Raw genomic sequence first — 20,517 nt, 5'->3', positions numbered from 1 at the left:
TCGGTTCCACGTGAAACATCCCCCGGCCGCCCCAGGCCGGGGGATGTTTCACGTCCGGGGCCGCCTCATGTCGCGTTCAGGGCCACCGTCGGGTGGAGACGGGAGGCGCGGATCGCCGGGTAGAGGCCCGCGACCACGCCGATCAGGAGTGTGGCGGCCAGGCCGCCCGCCAGGGACCAGGGCGGGACCACCGCCGTCCACCCCTGGACCCGCGCGAAGCCGTACGTCGTCGCCGCGCCCAGCAGCGCGCCGGTCGCCCCGCCCAGCGCCGACAGCAGCAGCGACTCGGTCAGGAACTGGAGCCGGATCGCGCCCCGGGTCGCGCCCAGCGAGCGGCGCAGGCCGATCTCCTGACGGCGCTCCAGGACTGAGATGACCATGGTGTTGGCGACGCCCACCCCGCCGACCAGGAGGGCCACCGCGCCCAGGCCGAGCATCAGGGTCGTCAGGCCCTCGTCGGTGGCGGCCTTGGCGGCCAGCGCGTCCGAGGGCCGGGAGACCTTGATGCCCGTCTCCCTGCCGGGGCTGATGGTGCGGGCCAGGATCGCCCGTACGTCCGCCACCGAGGCGTCCGTGGAGCGCTCGAAGATGGTGGTGGGGTGACCGTCGAAGTGGAAGTAGCGCTCGGCGGCGGGGAATCCGACCATGGCCACCCGGTCCAGGTTGGGGAACAGTTCGAGCGGTTCGAGGATGCCGACGACGGCCACGCGGGTGTCGTTCATCATGATCGTCTCGCCGGTACGGGTGACGCCGAGACGTTCCGCGGCCACCGCGCCGAGGACCGTCGTCGGGAGGCGTTCGCCGGCCGGGTTCAGCCAGGCGCCCTTGTCGACCTCACCGCCGAGCGCGGACAGCAGGTCGGTGCGGACCGCCTGGGCGGTGACGCCCGCGGTGCGCTCCTCGGGGACCACGTCGCTGCGGCGGATGCGGGCGTCGATGTCCGCGGTGGCCGTGGCGTGCTGGACCGGGCCGACGCGCTCGACCATCGCGACCGCGTTCCTGGGGAGCTTGATCTCCTGCCCCATGGCGTCCTTGCCCGCCTCGGCGGTGAGGAGGTTGGTGCCGAGGCGGTCGAGCCGGGCCATCAGGTCCGCGCGGCTCGACTCGGACAGCCCGACGACCGCGACCATGGTCGCGATACCGATGGCGATGCCGAGCGCCGAGAGCACCACACGCGCTCGCCGCGCGCGAAGGCCGACCGCACCGACGCGCAGGACGTCGCGGGGGGAGAGGCGGGCGGGCCTGAGGTCGTTCTTCATGGACCGGCCTCTTCCGTACGCGAGTCGAAGTGCGAGCCGGACCGCGTGCCGGACCGCATGTCCGAGACGATCTCGCCGTCCCTGAAGCGGACCCGGCGCGGCAGCGAGTCCGCGATCTCGTTGTCGTGGGTGATCACGCAGATGGTGGTGCCGGACGCGTTCAGCTCGTGCAGCAGCTCCATGACGAGCTCGCCGGACGCGGTGTCCAGCGCCCCGGTCGGTTCGTCGGCCAGCAGCAGCCTGGGGTTGCCCACCAGGGCGCGGGCGATGGCCACGCGCTGCTTCTCGCCGCCGGACAGCTCGTTCGGCGTGTGCGAGCGGCGGTGGTCCAGCCGCACCTCGGCGAGCGCTTCGCGCGCACGCGTACGCCGTTCCTTCAGCGGGACGCCCGCGTACAGCAGCCCGTCGGCGACGTTGTCCACCGCGTCGCGGCCCGCCGCCAGGTGGAAGTGCTGGAACACGAAGCCGATGTGGCGGGCGCGCAGTGCGGAGAGCCGGGAGTCGGAGAGCTCGGACACGTCGTATCCGGCGATCCGGACGGTGCCCGTGGTGGGCTTGTCGAGGGTGCCCATGATGTTGAGCATCGTGGACTTGCCGGAGCCGGACGGGCCGACGACGGCGATCAGTTCGCCCTCCTCGACGGTGAGATCCACTCCGCGCAGGGCGTGGACGCCGCCGGGGTACGACTTGGTGGCGTCCCGCAGTTCGATCACCGGGGGCGGCGTCATGACTTCGCCACTCCGACCTTCAGGCCCTCGCGCACGTCCGGGCCGCTGACCTCGATCTGCCCGTCGGCGGTCATGCCCGTCTCCACCCGCACCATCCTCGACGTGGTGCCCTCGACGACCTGGAGGCCGTAGCCGCCGTTCTCGCCGCGCAGGGCGACGACCGCCTCGACGGGGACCGCGAGGACCCCCTTGTGCGCCTCGCTGACGAACTTCACGCTCGCCGACGTCCTGGTGTCCTCGCCGGACGCGGCGCCCGCCCCGCCGTCCAGGACGACCTCGACGGTGATGCCGTCCTCGGCGACCGCGTCGCCCCCGGACGCGGACGTCTCGGGGCGCACCGTCCCGGCGACCTTGCCGGCCACGGTCTTCCCGCTCGGCAGGGTGACCTCGACCCTGGTGCCCCGCGAGGTGAGCGCGCCGTCGGTCTGGTCGAGCTGCGCCCGTACGACGGGCTTGGTGGAGGCGACCGTCAGGACCGGCCCGTCCGGGCCGACCTGGTCGGCGAGCGCCGCGTCGGCGGAGACCACCTTGACCGGGCCGGGCTGGAAGACGACGTCGCCCCTGCCGACCCTGCCGGTGGCTTCGCGGTTCAGGGACTTCTGCCACTGCTCGACGGCGGCCTCGGTGTCCTTGTCGTACCGGACGTCGACGTACAGCCGCGACCCGTACCCCAGGTCACGCAGATTGCGCTCCAGCTGGAGCACGTCGCTGCCCCGGTCGCCGGCCTTCATCTCGCGGAACATCGGGACCGGCCCGTAGAGGAGGGTGACGGGCTTGTCGTTCAGTTCGTACAGCGCCTGCCCCATGGTCAGCGTCCTCCCCTCGGAGGCGGCCACCGTGACGGTGCCCTCGACGGCGGACTTGACGGCTCGGCGCTGCGCGAAGTCGAGCCTGCCGTCGACCGTCTTGGACTGCACGAGATCGGTGCGTACGACGGCCGCGGTGGCGGGCGGCAGGTCGCCGCCCTTCCCGGAGGCGCCCGCGTCGCCGTCGTCACCGAGGAACAGGACGCCCCCGGCGACGGCGGCGACGGTCACCGCGCCGAGCGCGAGGAGTGCGGTGCGGTGCTTCACTGCATGCCGTCCAGACCGTCGAGCAGCTTCGACCCGCACGCCTCGCGGGCCTTCTTGTACGTCGGCGAGGCCGTGTCGATGACCGGGGACGCCGGGTTCGGGTCGCCGCCCGGCTGGGCGTTGCCGCCGCTCATGGTCGGGTTGGTGAACCGGGAGACGCCGTTGTCCCGCATGCACTTGGCGTGCGCGAGCATCGACTCGTAGGCCTTCTGCTCGTCGCGCTCGGGCTCGGCCGCCATGGCGGCCTGCAGCTCGGCCACGCAGACACCGTTCCTGCCGCCCTTGATGCCCGCGTTGCGGTCCGGCTGGGAGCCGATCTCATTGACCTTGTCCCAGTCGAGGTAGCCGCTGAGCTTGGGGTCGGGGAAGTCCTTGTAGCCGCCCTTGACGCGCATGCACTGGACGTACTTCATCTGGGCGTCGTAGAAGTCGCTCTTGCCCGCGGGCGGGGCGCTCGGCTCGCTCGCGTCCTTCGTGGCGCCGGCCGTCGGCGTCCGCGGCACGTCGGCGATGGCGTCGTCCTTCTTCGCCGCGCCCGTGCCGTCGTCCCCGCCGCCGCAGCCGACGGAGAGGGCGAGTACGGGCAGGGCCACGAGGGCTGCCATGCGCAGCCGGGCGGTGGCGCGGGGGTTCGTGCGCGGGTTCGTCCTGAGGAAGGTCATGCGCCGCACGCTCGCCGCCGCAGATGATGGCCCGTCCATGGCCACATGATGGGAACGTAACAATGGCCCCGGCCTGCACCTTCGCCCCCGTGCACAGCAGACGGAAATGGTCCGGGCGTGCCCATAATCGGCTCCATGCCGCATGTGTTGCTCATCGAGGACGACGCGTCCGTACGGGACGGGATGGAGCTCGTGCTGCGCCGGCACGGGTACGGCGTGGACACCGCCGCCACCGGCGAGCAGGCCCTCGCCCTGCTCGCCGGGGAGCGGGGCGCCCGGATCGAACTGGCCGTGCTGGACCTGATGCTGCCCGGCATGGACGGCTTCGAGGTGTGCCGCCGCATCCGCGCCCGCTCGGCGACCCTGCCGGTCATCATGCTGACCGCGCGCGGCGACGACCAGGACATCGTGACCGGTCTGGAGGCGGGCGCCGACGACTACGTCGTCAAGCCCGTCACCGCCCCCGTCCTGGAGGCCCGGATCCGGGCCGCGCTGCGGCGCGCGGAACCGTCCGGGCAGGCGCAGGGGGCCGACGCCGACCTCGCCGGGCTGGTGATCGACCGCGCCGGACTGACCGTCACCAAGCACGGCGTCCCGGTCCCGCTGCCGCCCACCGAGCTGCGGCTGCTGCTGGAGCTGTCGGCCTCCCCCTGCCGGGTCTTCAGCCGCGAACAGCTCCTCGAATCCGTCTGGGACCACACCTTCCTGGGCGACTCCCGGCTGGTGGACGCCGCGGTCGGCCGGCTGCGGGCCAAGCTGGAGGACGTACCGGCCAAGCCCCGCTACGTCCAGACGGTGCGGGGCTTCGGCTACCGCTTCGGGCCGCTGTGAACCGTAAGGACGCCGCTGTGAACCGTAGGGACGCCGCTGTGAACCGTGCGGACAAGGACCGGCGCGCCGCCGTCCCGCGGAGGCGCTCGTGGCGCCTCGTCGGCGGGCTGCGCACCCGGCTCGTCGTCACCGTCGTCGTCGTCGCCCTCATCAGCGCGGTGACCGCGACCACCCTCGCCTACCGGGACGCCCGCACCGCCGTCCTCCAGCGCACCCAGAACGCGGCCGTGAACGACTTCCGGGAGCGGGTCGGCGCGGTGGCCGCCGACTTCGACGTACCGCCCGACCAGCGGTCGCTGTCCCGGTTCGCGGCGAAGGTGTCGGAGGGCATCGGCGGGAAGATCGTGGTCGCCCGCTACCAGGACCTGTCCGCCGTCTCCGACTCGCTCGCCGACACCACGTCCCGGATCACCGTCGAGCTGCGCACCGCCGTGATGACCGGCGACGACGCCAAGTTCCAGCGGGTGCGGTGGCGGGGCGAGCCCTATCTGGTCGTCGGCATGCCCGTGACGTACGCCGACGGGGACCGCAGCACCTCCGGTCTCGAGGTCTACGCGATCACCGATCTGCGGGCCGAGCGCGACGACACGGCCGCCCTGCTGGACTCCGTGCGGGCGGGCATCGTGCCGGTGGTGCTGCTGGCCGCCGTCCTGGCCCTGCTGGCCGCGGGGACGGTCCTGCGTCCGGTACGGAAGCTGGGCCGGGCCACCCGCGAGCTGGCGGCCGGAGACCTCGGTACCCGGGTCGCCGTCACCGGGCACGACGAACTCGCCGACCTGGCGCGGACGTTCAACGAGACCGCCGACGCGCTCCAGGCCTCCGACACGGATCTGCGCGAGCAGGAGGCGAAGGCGCGCCGCTTCGTGGCGGACGTGTCGCACGAACTGCGCACGCCCCTCGCGGCGATGACGATGGTGGCGACGGTCCTGGAGGAGGACGCCGACCAGCTGCCGCCGGACGCGGCACGGGCGGCCCGCACCGTCGGCGCGGAGACGGCACGGCTGTCCCGGCTGGTCGAGGACCTGATGGAGATCTCCCGCTTCGACGCCAAGGCGGTACGGCTGAACGCGGCCGAGACCGACCTCGCCGGCACCGTACGGGCGTCGCTGGCGCTGCGCGGCTGGACGGACCGGGTACGGACGGACCTCGACGAGGGCGTACGGGCGGTGGTCGACCGGCGCCGGATCGACGTGATCGTCGCGAATCTGGTGGGCAACGCGCTGCGGCACGGCGCCCCGCCGGTCACCGTGACCCTCACGACGGCCCTCGCGGCGGACGGCGAGTGGGTGGTCCTGTCCGTCGCCGACCACGGCCCGGGGCTGCCGCCGGAGGTGGGCGAGCGGGTCTTCGACCGGTTCTACAAGGCGGACACGGCCCGCACGCGCGGCGCGGCCGACGACAGCGGACAGGGCAGCGGCCTCGGCACGGCGATCGCACTGGAGAACGCCCGGCTGCACGGCGGCACGATCGAGGTGGCCGATGCGGCGGATGCCGCCGATGGGACGCGGCGCGGCGCGGTGTTCACACTGCGGCTGCCCCTGCGACGTACCGGAGAGGACACGGAGTGAAGTTCCGACAGGGGATCGCGGTCGCCGCACTGGGGACCGCCCTCATGGGCTGCGGCGTCCAGCCGACCGGGGTGATAGGCGCGGGCGAGCCCGCGTCCGGGCTGACGCGCGGCATGCGGCTGTACTACGCGTCCGCCGACGGGCTGCGCGCGGTGCCCCTGATCGACCAGGAGGTCGACGACCTCAACGGCGTGCTGAAGCTGCTCGGCGCGAGGCTGCCGCCCGCCGAGCAGGGCGGCGGGCTCACCTCCCTCGTCCACCTCGGCGGCTACTCGGCGACCGGTTCGGGCACCCGGGTCACGGTGCGCCTGGAGGGCCTCTACGGGGAGTCGGGACGCGACCAGGCCACGGGCCAGCTGGTGTGCACGCTGGCGCGCGCCCAGTCCGTACTCGAACCGAAGGTCAGGACCGACGACGTCGAGGTCACCCTGCGACCCTCCGAGGGCGCCGCGCTGGGTCCCTACCGGTGCGCGGAGTTCCTCGACGGGTGAGGCGGTCACCGGTTCCGCACGGGACGACGGAGGCGACGAACCGTGAGATCCGGCCGCGCAAGGGTCGGTACGCGACTGCGGCCGGCACCGTCACCGATCCCTGACCCGTGATCAGACCTTCGTTCCCCCACGGAGAGGAAGGGCCCGGAACCTACACGCAAGGAGCGGCTCCGGGCCGCTTCGGCGCGCGTGTCCGGCGGGCAGTACAGCCGTATGGCCCCGTGCGGATTCGCGCTCGCGCGGCGCGGCGTTAACTGGAGGCGGCGGTAAGAGGCGTGACGGGGAGCTCGCCAGTGCTGCCGTCACCCCACCGATGCTGAGGAGTTCCCGTGTCCGTTTCCCGCCCGTCGGCCGTCCGGCGTCCCCCGTACGCCGTCCATGCCGGTGCCTGTGCTGCTGCGCTGCTGACGCTCACCGCCTGCGGCAACACCTCCGGGACCGGCGCCCCCCGGAGCCCCACCGTCCGGGCGAGCGCCACGGTCTCCGCCGGTGTCGCGGGTCCACCGGCCGAGCGGGTAAGGAAACGGGCCGCCCCGGGGCCGTACGCCCCGGTCGTCCGGCCGCGCGAGATCCCCGCGCTGGGACCGAAGACCCGGGCCGCGATTCCGGCGGGCGCCAAACAGGTCTTCGTCGTCACCGGTGACGCCTACAACTCCAGCCTGTCCACCGCGGTCCTCTACACCCGCGACAACCCGGCCCTGGGCTGGCTGCCCGTCACGACCCGCTGGCCGGCCCACAACGCGCTGAACGGCTGGACCGACGAGCACTGGGAGGGCGACCTCCGCACCCCGGTCGGGGTCTACGGGCTGACGTACGCGGGTGGCCTGTTCAAACCTCCCGAAACGGCGTTCCCCTACGACCAGAACCCGATGTTCTCGGTGAGCGGCGAGGGCTTCGACGGGGAGCCGCTCGAAGGGTCCTTCGACTACGTCGTCGCCATCGACTACAACCGGACCCCCGGCGTCACCCCCCTGGACGGGGAACGTCCGCTCGGCCAGGAGCGCGGCGGCGGCATCTGGATCCACGTCGACCACGGCGGCCCGACCCAGGGCTGCATCTCGTTCCCCCTGGACCGGATGCGGGAACTCCTGAGCACCCTCGACCCGGCGAAGAAGCCGGTCGTCGTGATGGGGGACGCGGAGGCACTGGAGCGGTGAACGGGATACGGGCCGGGAGACGGGCCCGTACGCTGGAGGGAGCCCGTTTCCTTACCAGGAGGCAGTGGCGACCGTGACTGACGAGGGTGTGCTGACACAGGAGGTCTTCGAGGACCTTGCCCGTCACGCCATACGTGCGGAAGAAGCGCTGCGTCTGGAATTCGTGAACGGGAAACTGGGGGTCAAGGCTGTGCCGGACGGGGATCACGGGCGGATCATCGCCTGGCTCACACAGATCTGCATGCAGTCGGGTCCGGGCAATTGGCTGTTCGCCGAGACACCGACCGTCGGGACCGGGCCGAGACGCCGCGCGCGTACGCCGAGACCGGGATTCCCGTCTACCTGCTCATCGACCGCGAAACCTGCGAGGTCAAGGTGCATTCGCAGCCCGATGGAGTGCGGTACGAGCAGGTGGTGACGGTGCCGTACGGGAAGACCGTCGAACTGCCCGACCCGGTGGGCATCGAACTGGACACCGAGCCGCTGAAGAACTGGGTCCGCTGACCCGGGGCGGAGCACACGCGGCAGCACGCCGAAGGGCGGGACCGACACGCGGTCCCGTCCTTCGCCGTATGTACGTCAGCGCCGCTTACGCCGGCTTCTCCTCCAGGCGCGGGAAGAGCACCGCGCCCTTCGTCACCGTCGCGCCCGCCGGGAGCCGGCCCCAGGTGCCCGCGTCCTGCACGCGCTGGTCGGCCAGCGCGCCCAGGGACTCCTCGGCGCCCAGCGACTCCCACAGCTTCTGCGAGGTCTCCGGCATCACGGCGTTCAGCAGGACCGCGACGCCGCGCAGCGACTCGGCGGCCGTGTAGAGGATCGTCGCGAGGCGGGCCTGACCCTCGGGGGAAGTGTCCTTGGCGACCTTCCAGGGCTCCTGCTCCGTGATGTAGCCGTTGACCTGCTTCACGAAGTCGAAGATCGCCAGGATGCCGGCCTGGAAGTCCAGCTCCTCGCCGATCTTCTCGTCGGCCGTGGCGACGGCCTTCGCCAGACCCTCCTGGACCGCCGTCTCGGCGTCACCCGACTCGGTGGCCGCCGGGAGCGCTCCGCCGAAGTACTTGCCGACCATGGCCGCGACGCGCGAGGCGAGGTTGCCGTAGTCGTTGGCGAGCTCGGAGGTGTAGCGGGCGGAGAAGTCCTCCCAGGAGAACGAGCCGTCGCTGCCGAACGCGATGGCGCGCAGGAAGTACCAGCGGTACGCGTCCACGCCGAAGTGCGAGGTCAGGTCCTGCGGCTTGATGCCCGTCAGGTTCGACTTCGACATCTTCTCGCCGCCGACCATCAGCCAGCCGTTGGCCGCGACCCGGCCCGGCAGCGGCAGACCCTGCGCCATCAGCATCGCGGGCCAGATCACCGCGTGGAAGCGGAGGATGTCCTTGCCCACCAGGTGAACGTTCGCGGGGAAGGTGCCGTCGAACTTCTCCTGGTTGGCGCCGTAGCCGACCGCCGTGGCGTAGTTCAGCAGGGCGTCGACCCACACGTAGATGACGTGCTTCTCGTCCCACGGCACCGGGACGCCCCAGTCGAAGGTCGAGCGGGAGATGGAGAGGTCCTGGAGTCCCTGCTTGACGAAGTTCACGACCTCGTTGCGGGCGGACTCGGGCTGGATGAAGCCCGGGTTGTTCGCGTAGAACTCCATCAGCTTCGGGCCGTAGGCGCTCAGCTTGAAGAAGTAGTTCTCCTCCTTGAGGATCTCCACCGGCTTCTTGTGGATCGGGCACAGCCTGACGCCGTTCTCGTCCTCGATGAGGTCGCCGGGGAGCTTGTACTCCTCGCAGCCCACGCAGTAGGGGCCCTCGTAGCCGCCCTTGTAGATCTCACCCTTGTCGTACAGGTCCTGCACGAACTCCTGCACCCGGTCGGTGTGTCGCTTCTCCGTCGTACGGATGAAGTCGTCGTTCGCGATGTTCAGGTGCTCCCAGAGGGGCTTCCATGCCTCCTCGACGAGCTTGTCGCACCACTCCTGGGGCGTGACGTCGTTCGCCTCGGCAGTGCGCATGATCTTCTGACCGTGCTCGTCCGTGCCGGTGAGGTACCACACCTTCTCGCCGCGCTGGCGGTGCCAGCGCGTGAGCACGTCGCCTGCGACGGTCGTGTAGGCGTGGCCCAGGTGAGGAGCGTCGTTGACGTAGTAGATGGGGGTCGATACGTAGAAACTCTTCACGCCGTCGCCCCCTTGCTTCTCGGATCCAGTGGCCGCCATGGTCGAAATCCTAACGGCCTGCGGGAGATCAACTCACACCGTTAAACCCGGCCACGGCGGTGGAGACCTTTGCGAAACATTCCTTCCCGTAACAAAGACGCATCCTGGTAGGGAGTGGACACGCGTGTACGAGGCAGGGGACATCACGATGCGGGTACTGGTCGCCGAGGACGAGGAAATCCTGGCGGAGCTGGTCGCCACCGGACTGCGGCGGGCCGGTTTCGCCGTCGACACGGTGTACAGCGGTGACGCCGCCCTCGCCTACCTGGGGCTGCACGACTACGACGTCGTCGTCCTCGACCGCGACCTGCCGCGGGTGCACGGCGACGACGTGGCGCGCGGCCTCGTCGCCTCCGGCTCCCGGACCAGGATCCTGATGCTCACCGCCGCCGGATCCATGGAGGACCGGGTCGCCGGGCTCGACCTCGGCGCCGACGACTACCTGGGCAAACCGTTCGAGTTCCCCGAGCTGGTGTCGCGGGTACGGGCGCTGCGGCGGCGCAGTGCCCGCCCCGTACCGCCACAGCTGGAGCGGCACGGCATCCGGCTCGACACCGTACGGCGCACCGCCTCGCGGGACGGGCGGGAGCTGGACCTCTCGCCGAAGGAGTTCTCGGTGCTCCAGCTGCTGCTGGAGGCCGACGGCGGGACCGTCAGCGCCGAGGAACTGCTGGAGCGGGCCTGGGACGCCAACGCCGATCCTTCCCCGAGCTCTCAGCTTCGTTCGAGCTGGGGGAGACCCCATTCCGGCGCCGTCCGGGTCTGCATGAGCAAGCTCCGCGGGAAGCTCGGGGAACCGGTGCTGATCCGTACGGTGCAGGGCGTGGGGTACGCACTGTGAGGCGCCCGGCCCAGGTGCCGCACTCCAGGATCCGGACCCGGATCGCGCTCGTGTACGGCGGAGTGTTCCTGATCCTCGGCACGGCGCTGCTCGCCACCGTCAACCTGGCCTCCCGCGCCGGTACGGACTCCCAGGCGCGTGACATCGCCCGCACGGCCGCGGTCGTCCAGCCCGGCTACGCGGTGAACGGTCCGCTCGTCACCCGGCGCAGTCTCGGGCCGCCCACCGTCTACGACCTCACCGACCACGTCAGCGACGCGGCCGGGCATCAGATGCTCATCTGGTCCGCGGCCTCGCTGCTCGTCATGACGGCCTGCGCGGTCGCCGTGGGCTGGTGGACCGCGGGGCGGGTGCTGCGGCCCGTCCACGCCATGACCGCGAAGGCGCGCCGGCTCTCCGAGCACAATCTGCACGAGCGGATCGCGTCCAGCGGCCCCGACGACGAGCTGAAGGAGCTCGGCGACACGCTCGACGCGCTGCTGGCCCGGCTGGAGAAGGCGTTCGACAGCCAGCGGCGGTTCATCGCCAACGCCTCCCACGAGCTGCGGACCCCGCTCGCCACCCAGCGGGCCGCGATCCAGATCGGTCTGGACGACCCGACCCCGGAGGATCTCGTACGGACCCGGCAGACGCTTCTGGACAACAACCGGCGCAGCGAGCGGCTCATAGAGGGGCTGCTGGTCCTGGCGCGCAGTGAGCGCGGGCTCGCGGAGGGCGAGCGGGAGACGGTGGATCTCGCGCAGGTGGTGGCGGAGGAGGCGGCCCGGCACCCGGGCGTGCGCGCCGATACGCACTTCTGCACGGTGCGGGGGAACCGGATGCTGCTCGCGCAGCTGGTGGCGAATCTGCTGGCCAACGCCGTCACGTACAACGTGCCGGACGGGACGGTGGACGTGTCACTGGTGACGGCCGGCGGCGGGGCGCTGCTGGAGGTGCGCAACACCGGCCCCGTGGTGGACGCGGCGGACATCCCCGGGCTGTTCGAGCCGTTCCGGCGGGGCGAGGGCAAGGACCGGATGGGGCGCGGGTCGGGGCTCGGCCTCTCGATCGTGCGCTCCATCGCCGTCGCGCACGGCGGTACGGTCACGGCGGTGCCGGGCCCCGGGGGCGGGCTCGCCGTGACCGTACGTCTGCCGGTGGATCAGGCGTCGACCGCGGTGTCACGGGCCGCGATCCACGCGGGGAGCGCGGCGAGGACCTCGCGGTAGAACGTGGTGTCCGCGACCTCCCGGGGCGCGGGGCCCGCGTGGAAGAACCCGGCGTTCGGGGCGTCCAGTTTGCGGAGGAAGTCGAAGCCCTTGGCATCCTCGTCGCCGAACGCGACGAACTGGAAGAACAGCGGCAGCCGCGCCGCGTCGGCCAGCGCCTGCTTGGCGGCCTGCTTGGCGTCCGGCGGGCCGTCCGTCTGGAAGATCACCAGGGCGGGGCCGGTCGCCTCCGACTTCTCGTAGTGCGCGACGACCTCTTCGACGGCGCACTGGTAGTTCGTACGGCCGAGGCGGCCGAGGCCCGCGTTCAGCTCGTCGATCCGGCCCTCGTGGTCGGCGAGGCCGACCGTGCCGGTGCCGTCGATGTCCGTCGAGAAGAAGACGACGGGGACGGTCGCGTTCTCGTCCAGGTGCGCGGCGAGTGCCACGGTGCGGTCGCCCAGGTGCTGGGCGCTGCCGTCCTTGTAGAACGGCCGCATGGAGCCGGAGCGGTCGAGGACCAGGTAGACGGTGGCGCGCAGCCCGGTCAGCCCGTGCGCCTTCAGCCCGGCCTGGGCCGCCTTGTACGAGTCGACGAGCCCCGGGGCGCGCGACTTGACCCGGGCGAGGGTGAGCGCGGGCTTGGGGGCCGGGGCGGTTTCGGCGGGTGCCTCCGGGGAGGGTGCGGGGGTGGTTTCGGCCACCGGTTCGGGGGCGGGCTCCTGGGCGGGCTCCGCGGCGGGAGCGGGCTCCGGCTCGGGGGTGGCCTCGACGTGCGCCTCGGGCTCGGGCTCGGGCTCGGGCTGGGCCTGCGCCTCGGGCTGGGCCTGCGCCTCGGGCTCGGCGGGGGCCTTGACCTCGGCCTTTACCGGCTCCGGCTCCGGCTCGGGAGCGGGTTCGGGCGTGGGCTCGGCCTGCGCCTCCGGTTCGGCGGGGGCCTCGACCTCGGTCTTGACCGGCTCCGGCTCCGGCTCCGCGATGGCCGGCTCGGCCTCGGCGGGAGCCTCCACCTCGGCGGGAGCCTCCACTTCGGCGGGAGCCTCGACGACTTCCGCAGCCTTCGGCTCCGGCTCCGGCTCCGCAGCCTTGGCGGTCTCCGTCGACTCCGGCTTCGGGGCCGAGCCCTGCGACGGGACCGTGGAGAGGGCCGCCTTGTCGAAGGCGGCTGCCACCAGGTCCGAGGCCAGACCGCTGTCGGCGGCGGACCGGGGAGAGGCGGGGGCCGGTACCGAGGCCCTGGTGGCCGGGGCGGTTTCGAGCACTGGGGCCGGCTTGTCCGCCGTCACCGTTTCCGCCGCCGTCACCGTCTCCGCCGCCGTGACCGGCTCCGACTCCGCGGGCGCGGTGCGTTCGGTCTGGGGCGGGACCGTGGCCGTCGGCGCGTCCTGCTCCGCGCGGTCGCGGCCGAACACCTTGCGCAGCAAGCTCCGAATGCCCATGGGCGAGGCCTTTCGCGTGAGTTGGGTGCGAGAAATGTCCGACCTGTGGGAATTGATCCCTGGCCAGGACGGATACGTAAGGTTAGCGGCCGGATCCGGCCCTTCGGTGGCGCGGCCCGCCCGTGTGGGAACTGAGACCACCCGATCCCTGGACGAGTCCTGTGCGCATGCCGTGCGGGCCTGATGCGCGTCGCTCAAGTGTGACCCCTCGGTCCTGAGTTGCCTTGTTGGCGTGGGTGGCCGGATCGGGCATCAACGCGGTTCTGCCGTAGGTGGCGTGAAAGCGCGCAAATGAGGGAGCCGTCCGGTTCGGATGGCGGAGGGGTGGCCAAAGGGACCATCTGGTCACGCCGGTGGTGCGGATATGAATAACTGATGGGCAATATCCGCCAGTTCTGATCTTGCCGTACGTATGGGTGGGCGGTGGTCATCCGGTCGGATGCTTGCAGCTTCGCGGGACGGGTGCGGTACCCGGCGCGACCAGGACCGCAACGCGGGCCAGAACATCAGCGACTTCGTCTGATCCGCGCGACCCGACTCACCGGACCTGACGCACCGGACCTGACCCGGAGCGTGCACCGCACTACAGTCGGATGCATGGTTTCCGGTGAGGCGCCGCAGGCGGAGGGCAGCGTTCGGGTCGATGTCTGGATCTGGTCGGTCCGGCTGACGAAGACTCGTTCGCAGGCCGCTGCCGCCTGCCGCGCGGGTCATGTGAAGGTCGCCGGCGAGCGCGCCAAGCCCGCCCAGGCGTTGCGCGTCGGCGACGAGGTGCGGCTCCGGCACGCCGGCCGCGACCGGATCGTGGTCGTGTCGAAGATCGTCAAGAAGAGGGTCGGCCCTCCGGTGGCGGCGGAGTGCTTCATCGACAACAGTCCGCCGCCACCGCCGCGCGAGGTGGCGATCCAGGTTCCGGTACGGGACCGGGGCGCGGGGCGGCCGACGAAGCGTGACCGGCGCGAGATGGAGCGGCTGCGTGGGGCCGGCCCCACGGAGTGACGGCTACGGCTGGGGTGACGCGATGGCCCTGGCCGCCGCCACCTCCTGGCGCAGCGGGGCCAGTACGCCTTCCTCGTCGCCCGGGAGTTCGGTGCGCACCTCCACCAGGACCTCGCTGGCCCGTATCCCGTCGGCCAGCTCCCGCAGCTGCCGCCGGACCTCCGTGACCTCCGCCGGCGGAGGTTCGGGTGCTCCGTGGTTGACCCGGACCCGGGCCGCCGTCGTCGCGTCCACGATGCGTTCGACCGCGACGACCAGCGGCCACCAGGCGGCGGCCCGGGTGCCGACCGGGGGCGGCTCCGTCAGGGCGCGCTGGAATTCGGAACGTACGACCGACAGATCGCGGTAGATCCGGCGCCGGGCCCGCACCCGTTCCGCGTGGTCGCCGGCGCGGCCCGGCTCGAAGGCGTACGCCACGTAGTCGGCGATGTCCGTCACCGCGTCCGCGAGCCGGTGGCCGATCCGTACGTGCCAGCTCTCCGGCCACAGCAGGTAGCCCGCCACCAGCACGATCGCGCAGCCGATCAGGCTGTCCAGGAAGCGCGGCCAGACCAGATGGAAGCCCTGGTGGTTCAGCAGGTCGGACAGGAGCAGGATCACCGGGGTGATGGCCGCGGTCTGGAAGGCGTAGCCCTTCGCGGTGAGCGCCGGGATCAGCGCGGCGAGCACCACCATCACCGGCACGTCCCACCAGCCGATCGGCACCGCGGCGAGCACCGGTGCGGCGATCACGAGACCGGCCGCGGTGCCCACCGAGCGCAGCACGGCCCGCGAGAACACCGAGCCGAAGTCGGGCTTGAGGACGAACGTGACGGTCAGCGCGACCCAGTAGGAGCGCGGCACCGGGATCAGTGAGGTCAGTGCCTGGGCCAGGCCGATGCAGAGGGCCAGGCGCAGCCCGTACCGCCACGAGGCCCCGGAGAGCAGTACGTCGCGGGTGGCCCGCCGGATCCGTACCCCGAGGACGGCTGGGCGGCCGAGCCGGTCGTCGACGTTGTACGGGTCGGGATCGGCCTTGTGCACGACGACCGCCGCGTGCCGCAGGGCGCTGTCCACCGCCCGGGTGGCGGGCGAGTCCGGTGCGGGCAGGGTGAGTTCGGGGCGGCCGGTGCGGCTCTCCTCGACGGCGGCGGCCAGTTCGCGTACCGCCGCCGGGATCTCGTCCGGGAGCGTGAGCCGGCGCACATGGACGGCGGGCGCCGCCTCGACGAGCGGGATGACGACATTGAGCTGGGCGAGCAGCCGCACCATGGCGTTGCTGCGGCCGTGGTAGCGGGCCCGGCGGGCCAGGATCAGGTCGTAGGAGGTGTTGAGGGACTGGGTGACGGCGTGGCGCTGCTCCTCGTACGCGTCGGTGCCCGCGGCGGCGAGCAGGTCGGCGACCGCGAGGTAGGTGCCCGCGACCGCGACCCGCTCCGGAAGCTTCCGCCGCAGCGGCCAGGCCAGCAGGGTCAGGGCGAGGACGAACAGACCGCCGATCGTGAGCAGCAGCGGCGCCACCCACCAGGGTTCCGGCATCGGGAGTCCGGCGCCGACCACCGCGTTGAGCAGGAGCAGCAGCCCGGACACGGAGGCGACGGCGCCGATCGTCGACATCATTCCGGAGACCAGGCCGACCAGGGTCAGCGCGGCGACGGCCGCCCAGCCGGTGCCGTAGACCAGCGTGCCGAGCATGATGCCGAGCGCGCCGAAGAGCTGCGGTACGGCGATGTTGAGGATACGCATCCGGTACGCGTCGGCGGTGTCGCCGATGACGCCGGAGAGCGCGCCCATGGAGACGAGCGCGCCGTACGTCGGCCGGTCCAGCGCGAAGCCGACGGCGAGCGGTGCGGCCAGGGATATGGAGGCGCGGAGGACCGCCGCCCAGGCGATGGGCGTGGACCACTGCGGGCGCAGTCCGCTGAGCAGCCAGGGGGGTGGCGTCGCGCGCCGCCGTCCGGATGCGGCCTCCGTGTCGGTCAACGCGTCCCCCTGAGTCGTACGGTCAGCTGCGGTAGCCCTCGACCTCGTCGGCGGGCCGGACCTCCGCCGTGGACGGATCCTCGCCGAACTCGCTCAGTGCACGGCGCTGTCGCAGCAGGTCCCAGCACTGGTCGAGCCGTACCTCAACGGTACGCAGCCGTGACTTCTCGTCCGCGCTCAGGCCCGTCTCCCGGGTGGAGCGGTCGCGCAGGCTCCGTTCCTCGGAGATGAGCCCGCCGATGTCGTCGATGATGTCGCGTTCCCGGTCGTCCATGACGTCTCGTCTCCTTCGGGGGAGGTGGGCGGTGTACGGGCGGGGGCTCAGAGGCTGTCGGGTGACCTCCGATCGGGCAGCCACGGTCTGGCACGCACGCTTCCCGCGTTGCCGGGATGTCCTAGTAGCTCCTTCCCCGAACTCTCAACTTCGTTCGAGCAGGGGAGGCCCCATCCGAGGACATCCCGGCGCCTTGGAATCGCACGCGCCAGACCGCGTCCGCTTTCCGATCGGAGGTCACCCGACAGCCTCTCAGAGCGCGATGACGGTCTTGCCGCGTGCGCCGCCCGTCCGGTTCCGGTCGAGGGCCTGCGGGGCTTTCTCCAGCGGGAGTTCGATGTCGATGGGCACCCGCAGCACGCCTTCGGCGGCGCCCGCGGCCAGTACGTCGAGCAGGACCGGGGTGGGTTCCAGCCGGAAGTCGATGCCGGTCACGCCCGCGGGCAGGGCGGCGCCGACGGCGACGCCCCGGGTGGTGAGGGCGATGCCGCCGCCGCGTACCAGCGCGGCATGGGCGGCGAAGGAGTCCGGGGTGGTGGAGACCAGGTCGACCAGTGCGTCGACGCCGTCCGGGCAGCTCTCCCGTACCGCCGCTTCGAGCGGGCGGTCGGTGACGTCGATCGTGACGGCGGCGCCCAGCTCCGTCATCCGCCTGCGCTCGTCGCCGCGCACGGCGGCGATCACGCGTATGTCGCGGGCCGAGGCGAGCTGGGTCAGATAGCTGCCGACGCCACCCGCCGCACCGACGACCAGCAGGCTCTCGTGGCCGCGGAACACCGCGATCTCCAGGATCTGGGCGGCCGTCATCCCGGCGGAGGGCAGCGCGGCCGCGGCCCGGAGGGGGAGGCCGGGCGGGACGACGGTGATGGCGGAGTCCTGCGGCACGGACACGTAGTCGCAGTACGTGCCGCCCCCGGCCGCGTTCGGCCGGGCGACCCGGCCGAAGACCTGGTCGCCGACCCGGAAACGGTTGTCGCCGCTGCCGATCATGTCCACCCGGCCGGCGAAGTCCACGCCGATGACCATCGGGAACACGCGCGGTGCCGGTCCGTCGTCCGGGGAACCCTGTGCGGCCTGCCAGTCGGACGGATTGAGCGCGGCGTACTCGATCCTGACCCGTACCTCTCCGGCTTCCGGCTCGGGCTTGGGTATCTCCACCAGTGCGGGGTCGGCCCGGAACGCGCCGACGGCTATGGCTCGCATGCGGAAGACCTCTCAGTCGCCCCCGATCCGGCAGTCATGAGATCCACTCTTCCCCGGCCCGCCCGTCGCCGCACGTCGAGCCCGGGGCGGGCCGTCCCCGGCCCGCCCGCAGCCGGACGAGCCCCGCGCACAGCGCCACCGCCAGCCCCGCGGCGAACACGATCCACGCCGTCGTGCGCAGCGAGCCCGTCAGCGCGTCGTACACCGCCGCCGCCCCCGCCGTCTCGCTGTCCGGCACCTCGGACAGCACCCGGTCTCGGGTGTACGCGATCACCGCGCGCAGCAGGAGCGCCCCGAGCGCGAGGCCGAGCCCGGCCAGGGCGGTGGCGGAGAGCGCGGCGAGCCCGGAGCACCTGCGCCCCGGGCCGCCGCCGCGCGCCCAGGCCACGACCACGGCCAGGACGGCGACCACGAGCGTGCCCACGGCCGGCCGGACGCTGCCGGTCCGCAGCAGGCGGAAGGTCTGGCGCAGCTGGTCGGCGCGGCCGGCGGAGATGAGCGTGATGTCGGTGTGCTGGACCGGGATCCGGTCGGCGAACGGCACCCCGTTCTCCTCCAGATTCTGTTTGACCCGCTCGGTCACGGGCGCCAGATCGATGGTCACGGCCTCGCCGGTGTTGCCGTTCAGGGCGGCGGTGACGGCCTCGTGGGCGGTGCGGTTGGCGGCGTTCCACGCGTCCTGGAAGGCGTCGGTGGTGGTGAAGGACAGCACCGCCTGGCGCAGGAAGTCCCGCACGGTGTTCTGGAGCGGCCCGGCGTCGATCTGCTTCATCGCCCCGTCGGTGATGAGGTCGGTGACGGTGCTCTGCACATCGGGGTCGGAGGCGAGCGGGGCCACCGCGTCGACGTAACGGTCCGTGTTGTCGATCTCCAGATCCACCCAGGCGGACAGCGCGCCGACCGGGACGAGGACGGCGAGCAGCACCACCAGCACCACCGAGAGACCCGCCGAGAGATACGTCCGCACCCTCCCAGGGAATCCCGTGGACGGGCGGCGCGCCCCGGGTTGTGGGCCATCCGAGTTGCCGGGCGGCGCGGCCGGGTGTGCCCTGGAAGGAAACAGGGGCGACGGAAGGAGAACTCCGCCATGTCCACACACGCAGCAACGCCGACCCGCGGACGGACCGGGCCGAGGGCACACGCACGCGGGCACAGCGCGCTCTCCTGGGCGATACCCGTCACGCTGGGTGCCGCGTACGGCCTCTACGCCTCGTTCATCCTCCGCAACAACGGCGCGAGCGGTGGCCGGCAGTTCTGGTACGGCCTGATCACCGCGGTGGTGCTCGCCGTCCTGTGCTTCGCGCTGGGCCGGATCCAGCACGCCATGCTGCCCCTGGTGCGGGCGGTGGCCTACGGCGCGCTGATGGCGGCGGCGGTCGGCCTGCTGGTCGGGCTGACCGATTCGAGCGTGCTGCGGTCCTCGGCGCTGGGACTGGCGGTCGGCCTCGGCATGTTCATCACCACGTTCTACATCTTCTACACGCACGAGGACATCCGCCCCCGTGCGTGAACGCGGGCGGCACGCACCCGCACGTGCCGCCCGACGACCTGCCGCGCCCCGCTGTCAGCCGTTCGCCGGCGGCGGGGCGCACGACGTCACCACGTGCACCGTGGTGGCCCGGGTCAGGTCCGCCACCACCTGGCCCGCGTCGGTCCTGAGCGTCATCCGGCCCCCGTGGGTGCGCAGTGGTTCCCCGCAGACCGTTCCGGCGGGGGTGGTGACCGAGACGCGGGGGCCCTCCTGCGACGGCCCGTACCAGGTGATCCCCACGGCCGCGATGAGCAACGCGGCACAGCAGAGAGTGAACGGCACGCCCCGCGCGAGGGCCTGGGCGGCGCGCAGTGCCTCGGTGTGGTCCTCGGCGACGTGGTCGACCCGGAAAGCGCCGGTGTCGCCCGCGGCCGCCGGACGACCGTGGGCGGCGCGCAGCAGCGACAGGCTCCCCGCGGCGCCGCAGAGGAGCGCGAGGAGCAGCACGAGGCCGACGGCGACGGCGTACGGGGCGGCGAGGGAGCCGATGTCGCTGCGGCCCCGGAGGAGGCCGAACCCGACCAGCCCGGCCAGGAGTGCGGCGAGGCCGTTGCGCCAGGCCAGCGCCGACTCCCGGACCCGGGGAAGTTCCCGGCGCAGCAGGGCGCGGTGATGGCGGGCCGCGAGCCGGTCGGCCGGGACCCCGGCCGGTCCCGGTACGGCACGCCAGGTCATCTCCGCTCCCTCTCCAGCAGGATGTTCCAATACGCCCCGCAGCCCTCCTCGTCGCCGGGCCGGCCAGGATGCTCGGTCGTGCAGACGCAGAGCACCGGCACCGGGACGAGCCCCGTGCCGGTGCGCCGGGGCCGGCCGGTGCGCGGCGCGGCCCGGACGACAGAACGCGTCCAGGTGTAGACCGTCGCGCAGTGGCAGCGCGGGCAGGTGCCGGTCAGGACGGCTCCGTCCCCGGTGGCTTCGATGCGCAGGCCGGCGGTGTACGAGGCGGGGTAGCCGGGCTCCGTGACCTCGTCGTACGGGAGGGCGGACGCACGCCCCGTACGAGCGGGGTCCGTCGGGGGGTTTCGCGTGGGCGGGGCGGGCTCGGGCATGAGGCGTCTCCCGTGGGCGGGGCGGCGGACGTCAGTGGCTCGCGTCCGGTTTCCGATGCT

20 protein-coding genes and 1 pseudogene are annotated in these 20,517 nt (G+C 72.3%); 9 read left to right on the top strand and 12 right to left on the bottom strand.

All coding sequences use genetic code 11. The features are described from left to right. Window positions 1–65: 65 nt before the first annotated feature. The 4 genes from ACFVX4_RS05820 to ACFVX4_RS05805 are packed head-to-tail and all read right to left on the bottom strand — an operon-like array spanning window position 66 to window position 3,722. Entirely contained in the window at window positions 66–1,259 is a 1,194-nt protein-coding gene (locus tag ACFVX4_RS05820) for an ABC transporter permease (RefSeq protein ID WP_389972331.1), read from the bottom strand. After that, window positions 1,256–1,987 (bottom strand): ABC transporter ATP-binding protein, encoded by a 732-nt coding sequence (locus ACFVX4_RS05815; protein WP_389972329.1) that lies wholly within the window; start codon window positions 1,985–1,987, stop codon window positions 1,256–1,258. Before ACFVX4_RS05815 ends, ACFVX4_RS05820 begins: the two co-directional genes overlap by 4 nt. Further along, window positions 1,984–3,060 carry a peptidoglycan-binding protein gene (locus ACFVX4_RS05810; protein WP_389972326.1) on the bottom strand — a complete coding sequence of 359 codons (1,077 nt, stop codon included), beginning with the start codon at window positions 3,058–3,060 and terminating at the stop codon, window positions 1,984–1,986. The genes ACFVX4_RS05815 and ACFVX4_RS05810 overlap by 4 nt, the downstream gene beginning before the upstream one ends. Further along, entirely contained in the window at window positions 3,057–3,722 is a 666-nt protein-coding gene (locus ACFVX4_RS05805) for a hypothetical protein (RefSeq protein ID WP_389972324.1), read from the bottom strand. Before ACFVX4_RS05805 ends, ACFVX4_RS05810 begins: the two co-directional genes overlap by 4 nt. A 135-nt stretch (window positions 3,723–3,857) precedes the next feature. On the opposite strand from ACFVX4_RS05805, the gene ACFVX4_RS05800 reads away from it, so the two are divergent. The 5 genes and pseudogenes from ACFVX4_RS05800 (at window position 3,858) to ACFVX4_RS05780 (ending at window position 8,273) form a co-directional block, all read left to right on the top strand. Further along, the gene (locus tag ACFVX4_RS05800; protein ID WP_266417019.1) at window positions 3,858–4,553 is read left to right on the top strand and encodes a response regulator transcription factor; all 696 of its coding nucleotides are present in this window, start codon (window positions 3,858–3,860) and stop codon (window positions 4,551–4,553) included. A gap of 38 nt (window positions 4,554–4,591) precedes the next feature. Then, window positions 4,592–6,121, top strand: a complete 1,530-nt coding sequence (locus ACFVX4_RS05795; RefSeq protein ID WP_389972910.1) for an ATP-binding protein — start codon at window positions 4,592–4,594, stop codon at window positions 6,119–6,121. Then, window positions 6,118–6,612 (top strand): hypothetical protein, encoded by a 495-nt coding sequence (locus ACFVX4_RS05790; RefSeq protein WP_389972322.1) that lies wholly within the window; start codon window positions 6,118–6,120, stop codon window positions 6,610–6,612. Before ACFVX4_RS05795 ends, ACFVX4_RS05790 begins: the two co-directional genes overlap by 4 nt. Before the next feature lie 329 nt (window positions 6,613–6,941). Then, a complete protein-coding gene (locus tag ACFVX4_RS05785) occupies window positions 6,942–7,769 on the top strand; it encodes a L,D-transpeptidase family protein (RefSeq protein ID WP_389972320.1) in 828 nt (275 codons plus the stop codon). Window positions 7,770–7,833: 64 nt separating this feature from the next. Continuing rightward, a pseudogene (locus ACFVX4_RS05780) lies at window positions 7,834–8,273 on the top strand (Uma2 family endonuclease). An 85-nt stretch (window positions 8,274–8,358) separates the two neighbouring features. Here ACFVX4_RS05780 and metG read toward each other — a convergent pair. Then, complete coding sequence (metG, locus tag ACFVX4_RS05775; protein ID WP_389972318.1) at window positions 8,359–9,972, bottom strand: methionine--tRNA ligase; 1,614 nt, start codon at window positions 9,970–9,972, stop codon at window positions 8,359–8,361. A gap of 148 nt (window positions 9,973–10,120) precedes the next feature. On the opposite strand from metG, the gene ACFVX4_RS05770 reads away from it, so the two are divergent. Both ACFVX4_RS05770 and ACFVX4_RS05765 read left to right on the top strand, forming a co-directional pair. Continuing rightward, window positions 10,121–10,813: a response regulator transcription factor gene (locus ACFVX4_RS05770; protein WP_389972907.1), complete on the top strand. Its 693-nt coding sequence runs from the start codon at window positions 10,121–10,123 to the stop codon at window positions 10,811–10,813. Then, the gene (locus tag ACFVX4_RS05765; protein WP_389972316.1) at window positions 10,810–12,021 is read left to right on the top strand and encodes a sensor histidine kinase; all 1,212 of its coding nucleotides are present in this window, start codon (window positions 10,810–10,812) and stop codon (window positions 12,019–12,021) included. The genes ACFVX4_RS05770 and ACFVX4_RS05765 overlap by 4 nt, the downstream gene beginning before the upstream one ends. Here the strand turns inward: ACFVX4_RS05765 and ACFVX4_RS05760 are convergent. After that, window positions 11,955–13,439: a VWA domain-containing protein gene (locus ACFVX4_RS05760; protein ID WP_389972314.1), complete on the bottom strand. Its 1,485-nt coding sequence runs from the start codon at window positions 13,437–13,439 to the stop codon at window positions 11,955–11,957. The two genes, ACFVX4_RS05765 and ACFVX4_RS05760, sit on opposite strands and share 67 nt — an antisense overlap. 597 nt (window positions 13,440–14,036) lie before the next feature. Between ACFVX4_RS05760 and ACFVX4_RS05755 the strand changes: the two genes are divergently transcribed. After that, window positions 14,037–14,438, top strand: coding sequence for an RNA-binding S4 domain-containing protein (locus tag ACFVX4_RS05755; RefSeq protein ID WP_389972312.1), 402 nt, complete (start codon window positions 14,037–14,039; stop codon window positions 14,436–14,438). 3 nt (window positions 14,439–14,441) lie between these two features. On the opposite strand, the gene ACFVX4_RS05750 is transcribed toward ACFVX4_RS05755, so the two are convergent. The 4 genes from ACFVX4_RS05750 to ACFVX4_RS05735 form a co-directional block, all read right to left on the bottom strand. Continuing rightward, window positions 14,442–16,400, bottom strand: coding sequence for an FUSC family protein (locus tag ACFVX4_RS05750; RefSeq protein ID WP_389972310.1), 1,959 nt, complete (start codon window positions 16,398–16,400; stop codon window positions 14,442–14,444). 22 nt (window positions 16,401–16,422) lie between these two features. After that, a complete protein-coding gene (locus tag ACFVX4_RS05745; protein WP_389972308.1) occupies window positions 16,423–16,674 on the bottom strand; it encodes a DUF2630 family protein in 252 nt (83 codons plus the stop codon). 252 nt (window positions 16,675–16,926) lie between these two features. Continuing rightward, on the bottom strand, window positions 16,927–17,877 hold the full coding sequence (locus tag ACFVX4_RS05740; RefSeq protein WP_389972306.1) for an NADP-dependent oxidoreductase: 951 nt from the start codon (window positions 17,875–17,877) through the stop codon (window positions 16,927–16,929). A gap of 34 nt (window positions 17,878–17,911) precedes the next feature. Beyond that, entirely contained in the window at window positions 17,912–18,844 is a 933-nt protein-coding gene (locus ACFVX4_RS05735; RefSeq protein WP_389972304.1) for a hypothetical protein, read from the bottom strand. 120 nt (window positions 18,845–18,964) lie between these two features. Here ACFVX4_RS05735 and ACFVX4_RS05730 point away from each other — a divergent pair, with 120 nt between their 5' ends. Beyond that, window positions 18,965–19,387, top strand: a complete 423-nt coding sequence (locus tag ACFVX4_RS05730) for a hypothetical protein (protein ID WP_389972302.1) — start codon at window positions 18,965–18,967, stop codon at window positions 19,385–19,387. Window positions 19,388–19,441: 54 nt separating this feature from the next. Here the strand turns inward: ACFVX4_RS05730 and ACFVX4_RS05725 are convergent, their stop codons facing one another. After that, window positions 19,442–20,083, bottom strand: coding sequence for a hypothetical protein (locus ACFVX4_RS05725; protein WP_389972300.1), 642 nt, complete (start codon window positions 20,081–20,083; stop codon window positions 19,442–19,444). Further along, complete coding sequence (locus ACFVX4_RS05720) at window positions 20,080–20,457, bottom strand: hypothetical protein (protein WP_389972298.1); 378 nt, start codon at window positions 20,455–20,457, stop codon at window positions 20,080–20,082. The genes ACFVX4_RS05725 and ACFVX4_RS05720 overlap by 4 nt, the downstream gene beginning before the upstream one ends. Window positions 20,458–20,517: the final 60 nt, after the last annotated feature.

The sequence above is a fragment of the Streptomyces sp. NPDC058240 genome, assembly GCF_042882135.1.
Lineage (GTDB): Bacteria > Actinomycetota > Actinomycetes > Streptomycetales > Streptomycetaceae > Streptomyces.
The sequence above is the reverse complement of the archived record's forward strand: the minus strand, read 5'-3'. Positions and strand labels throughout refer to the sequence as shown.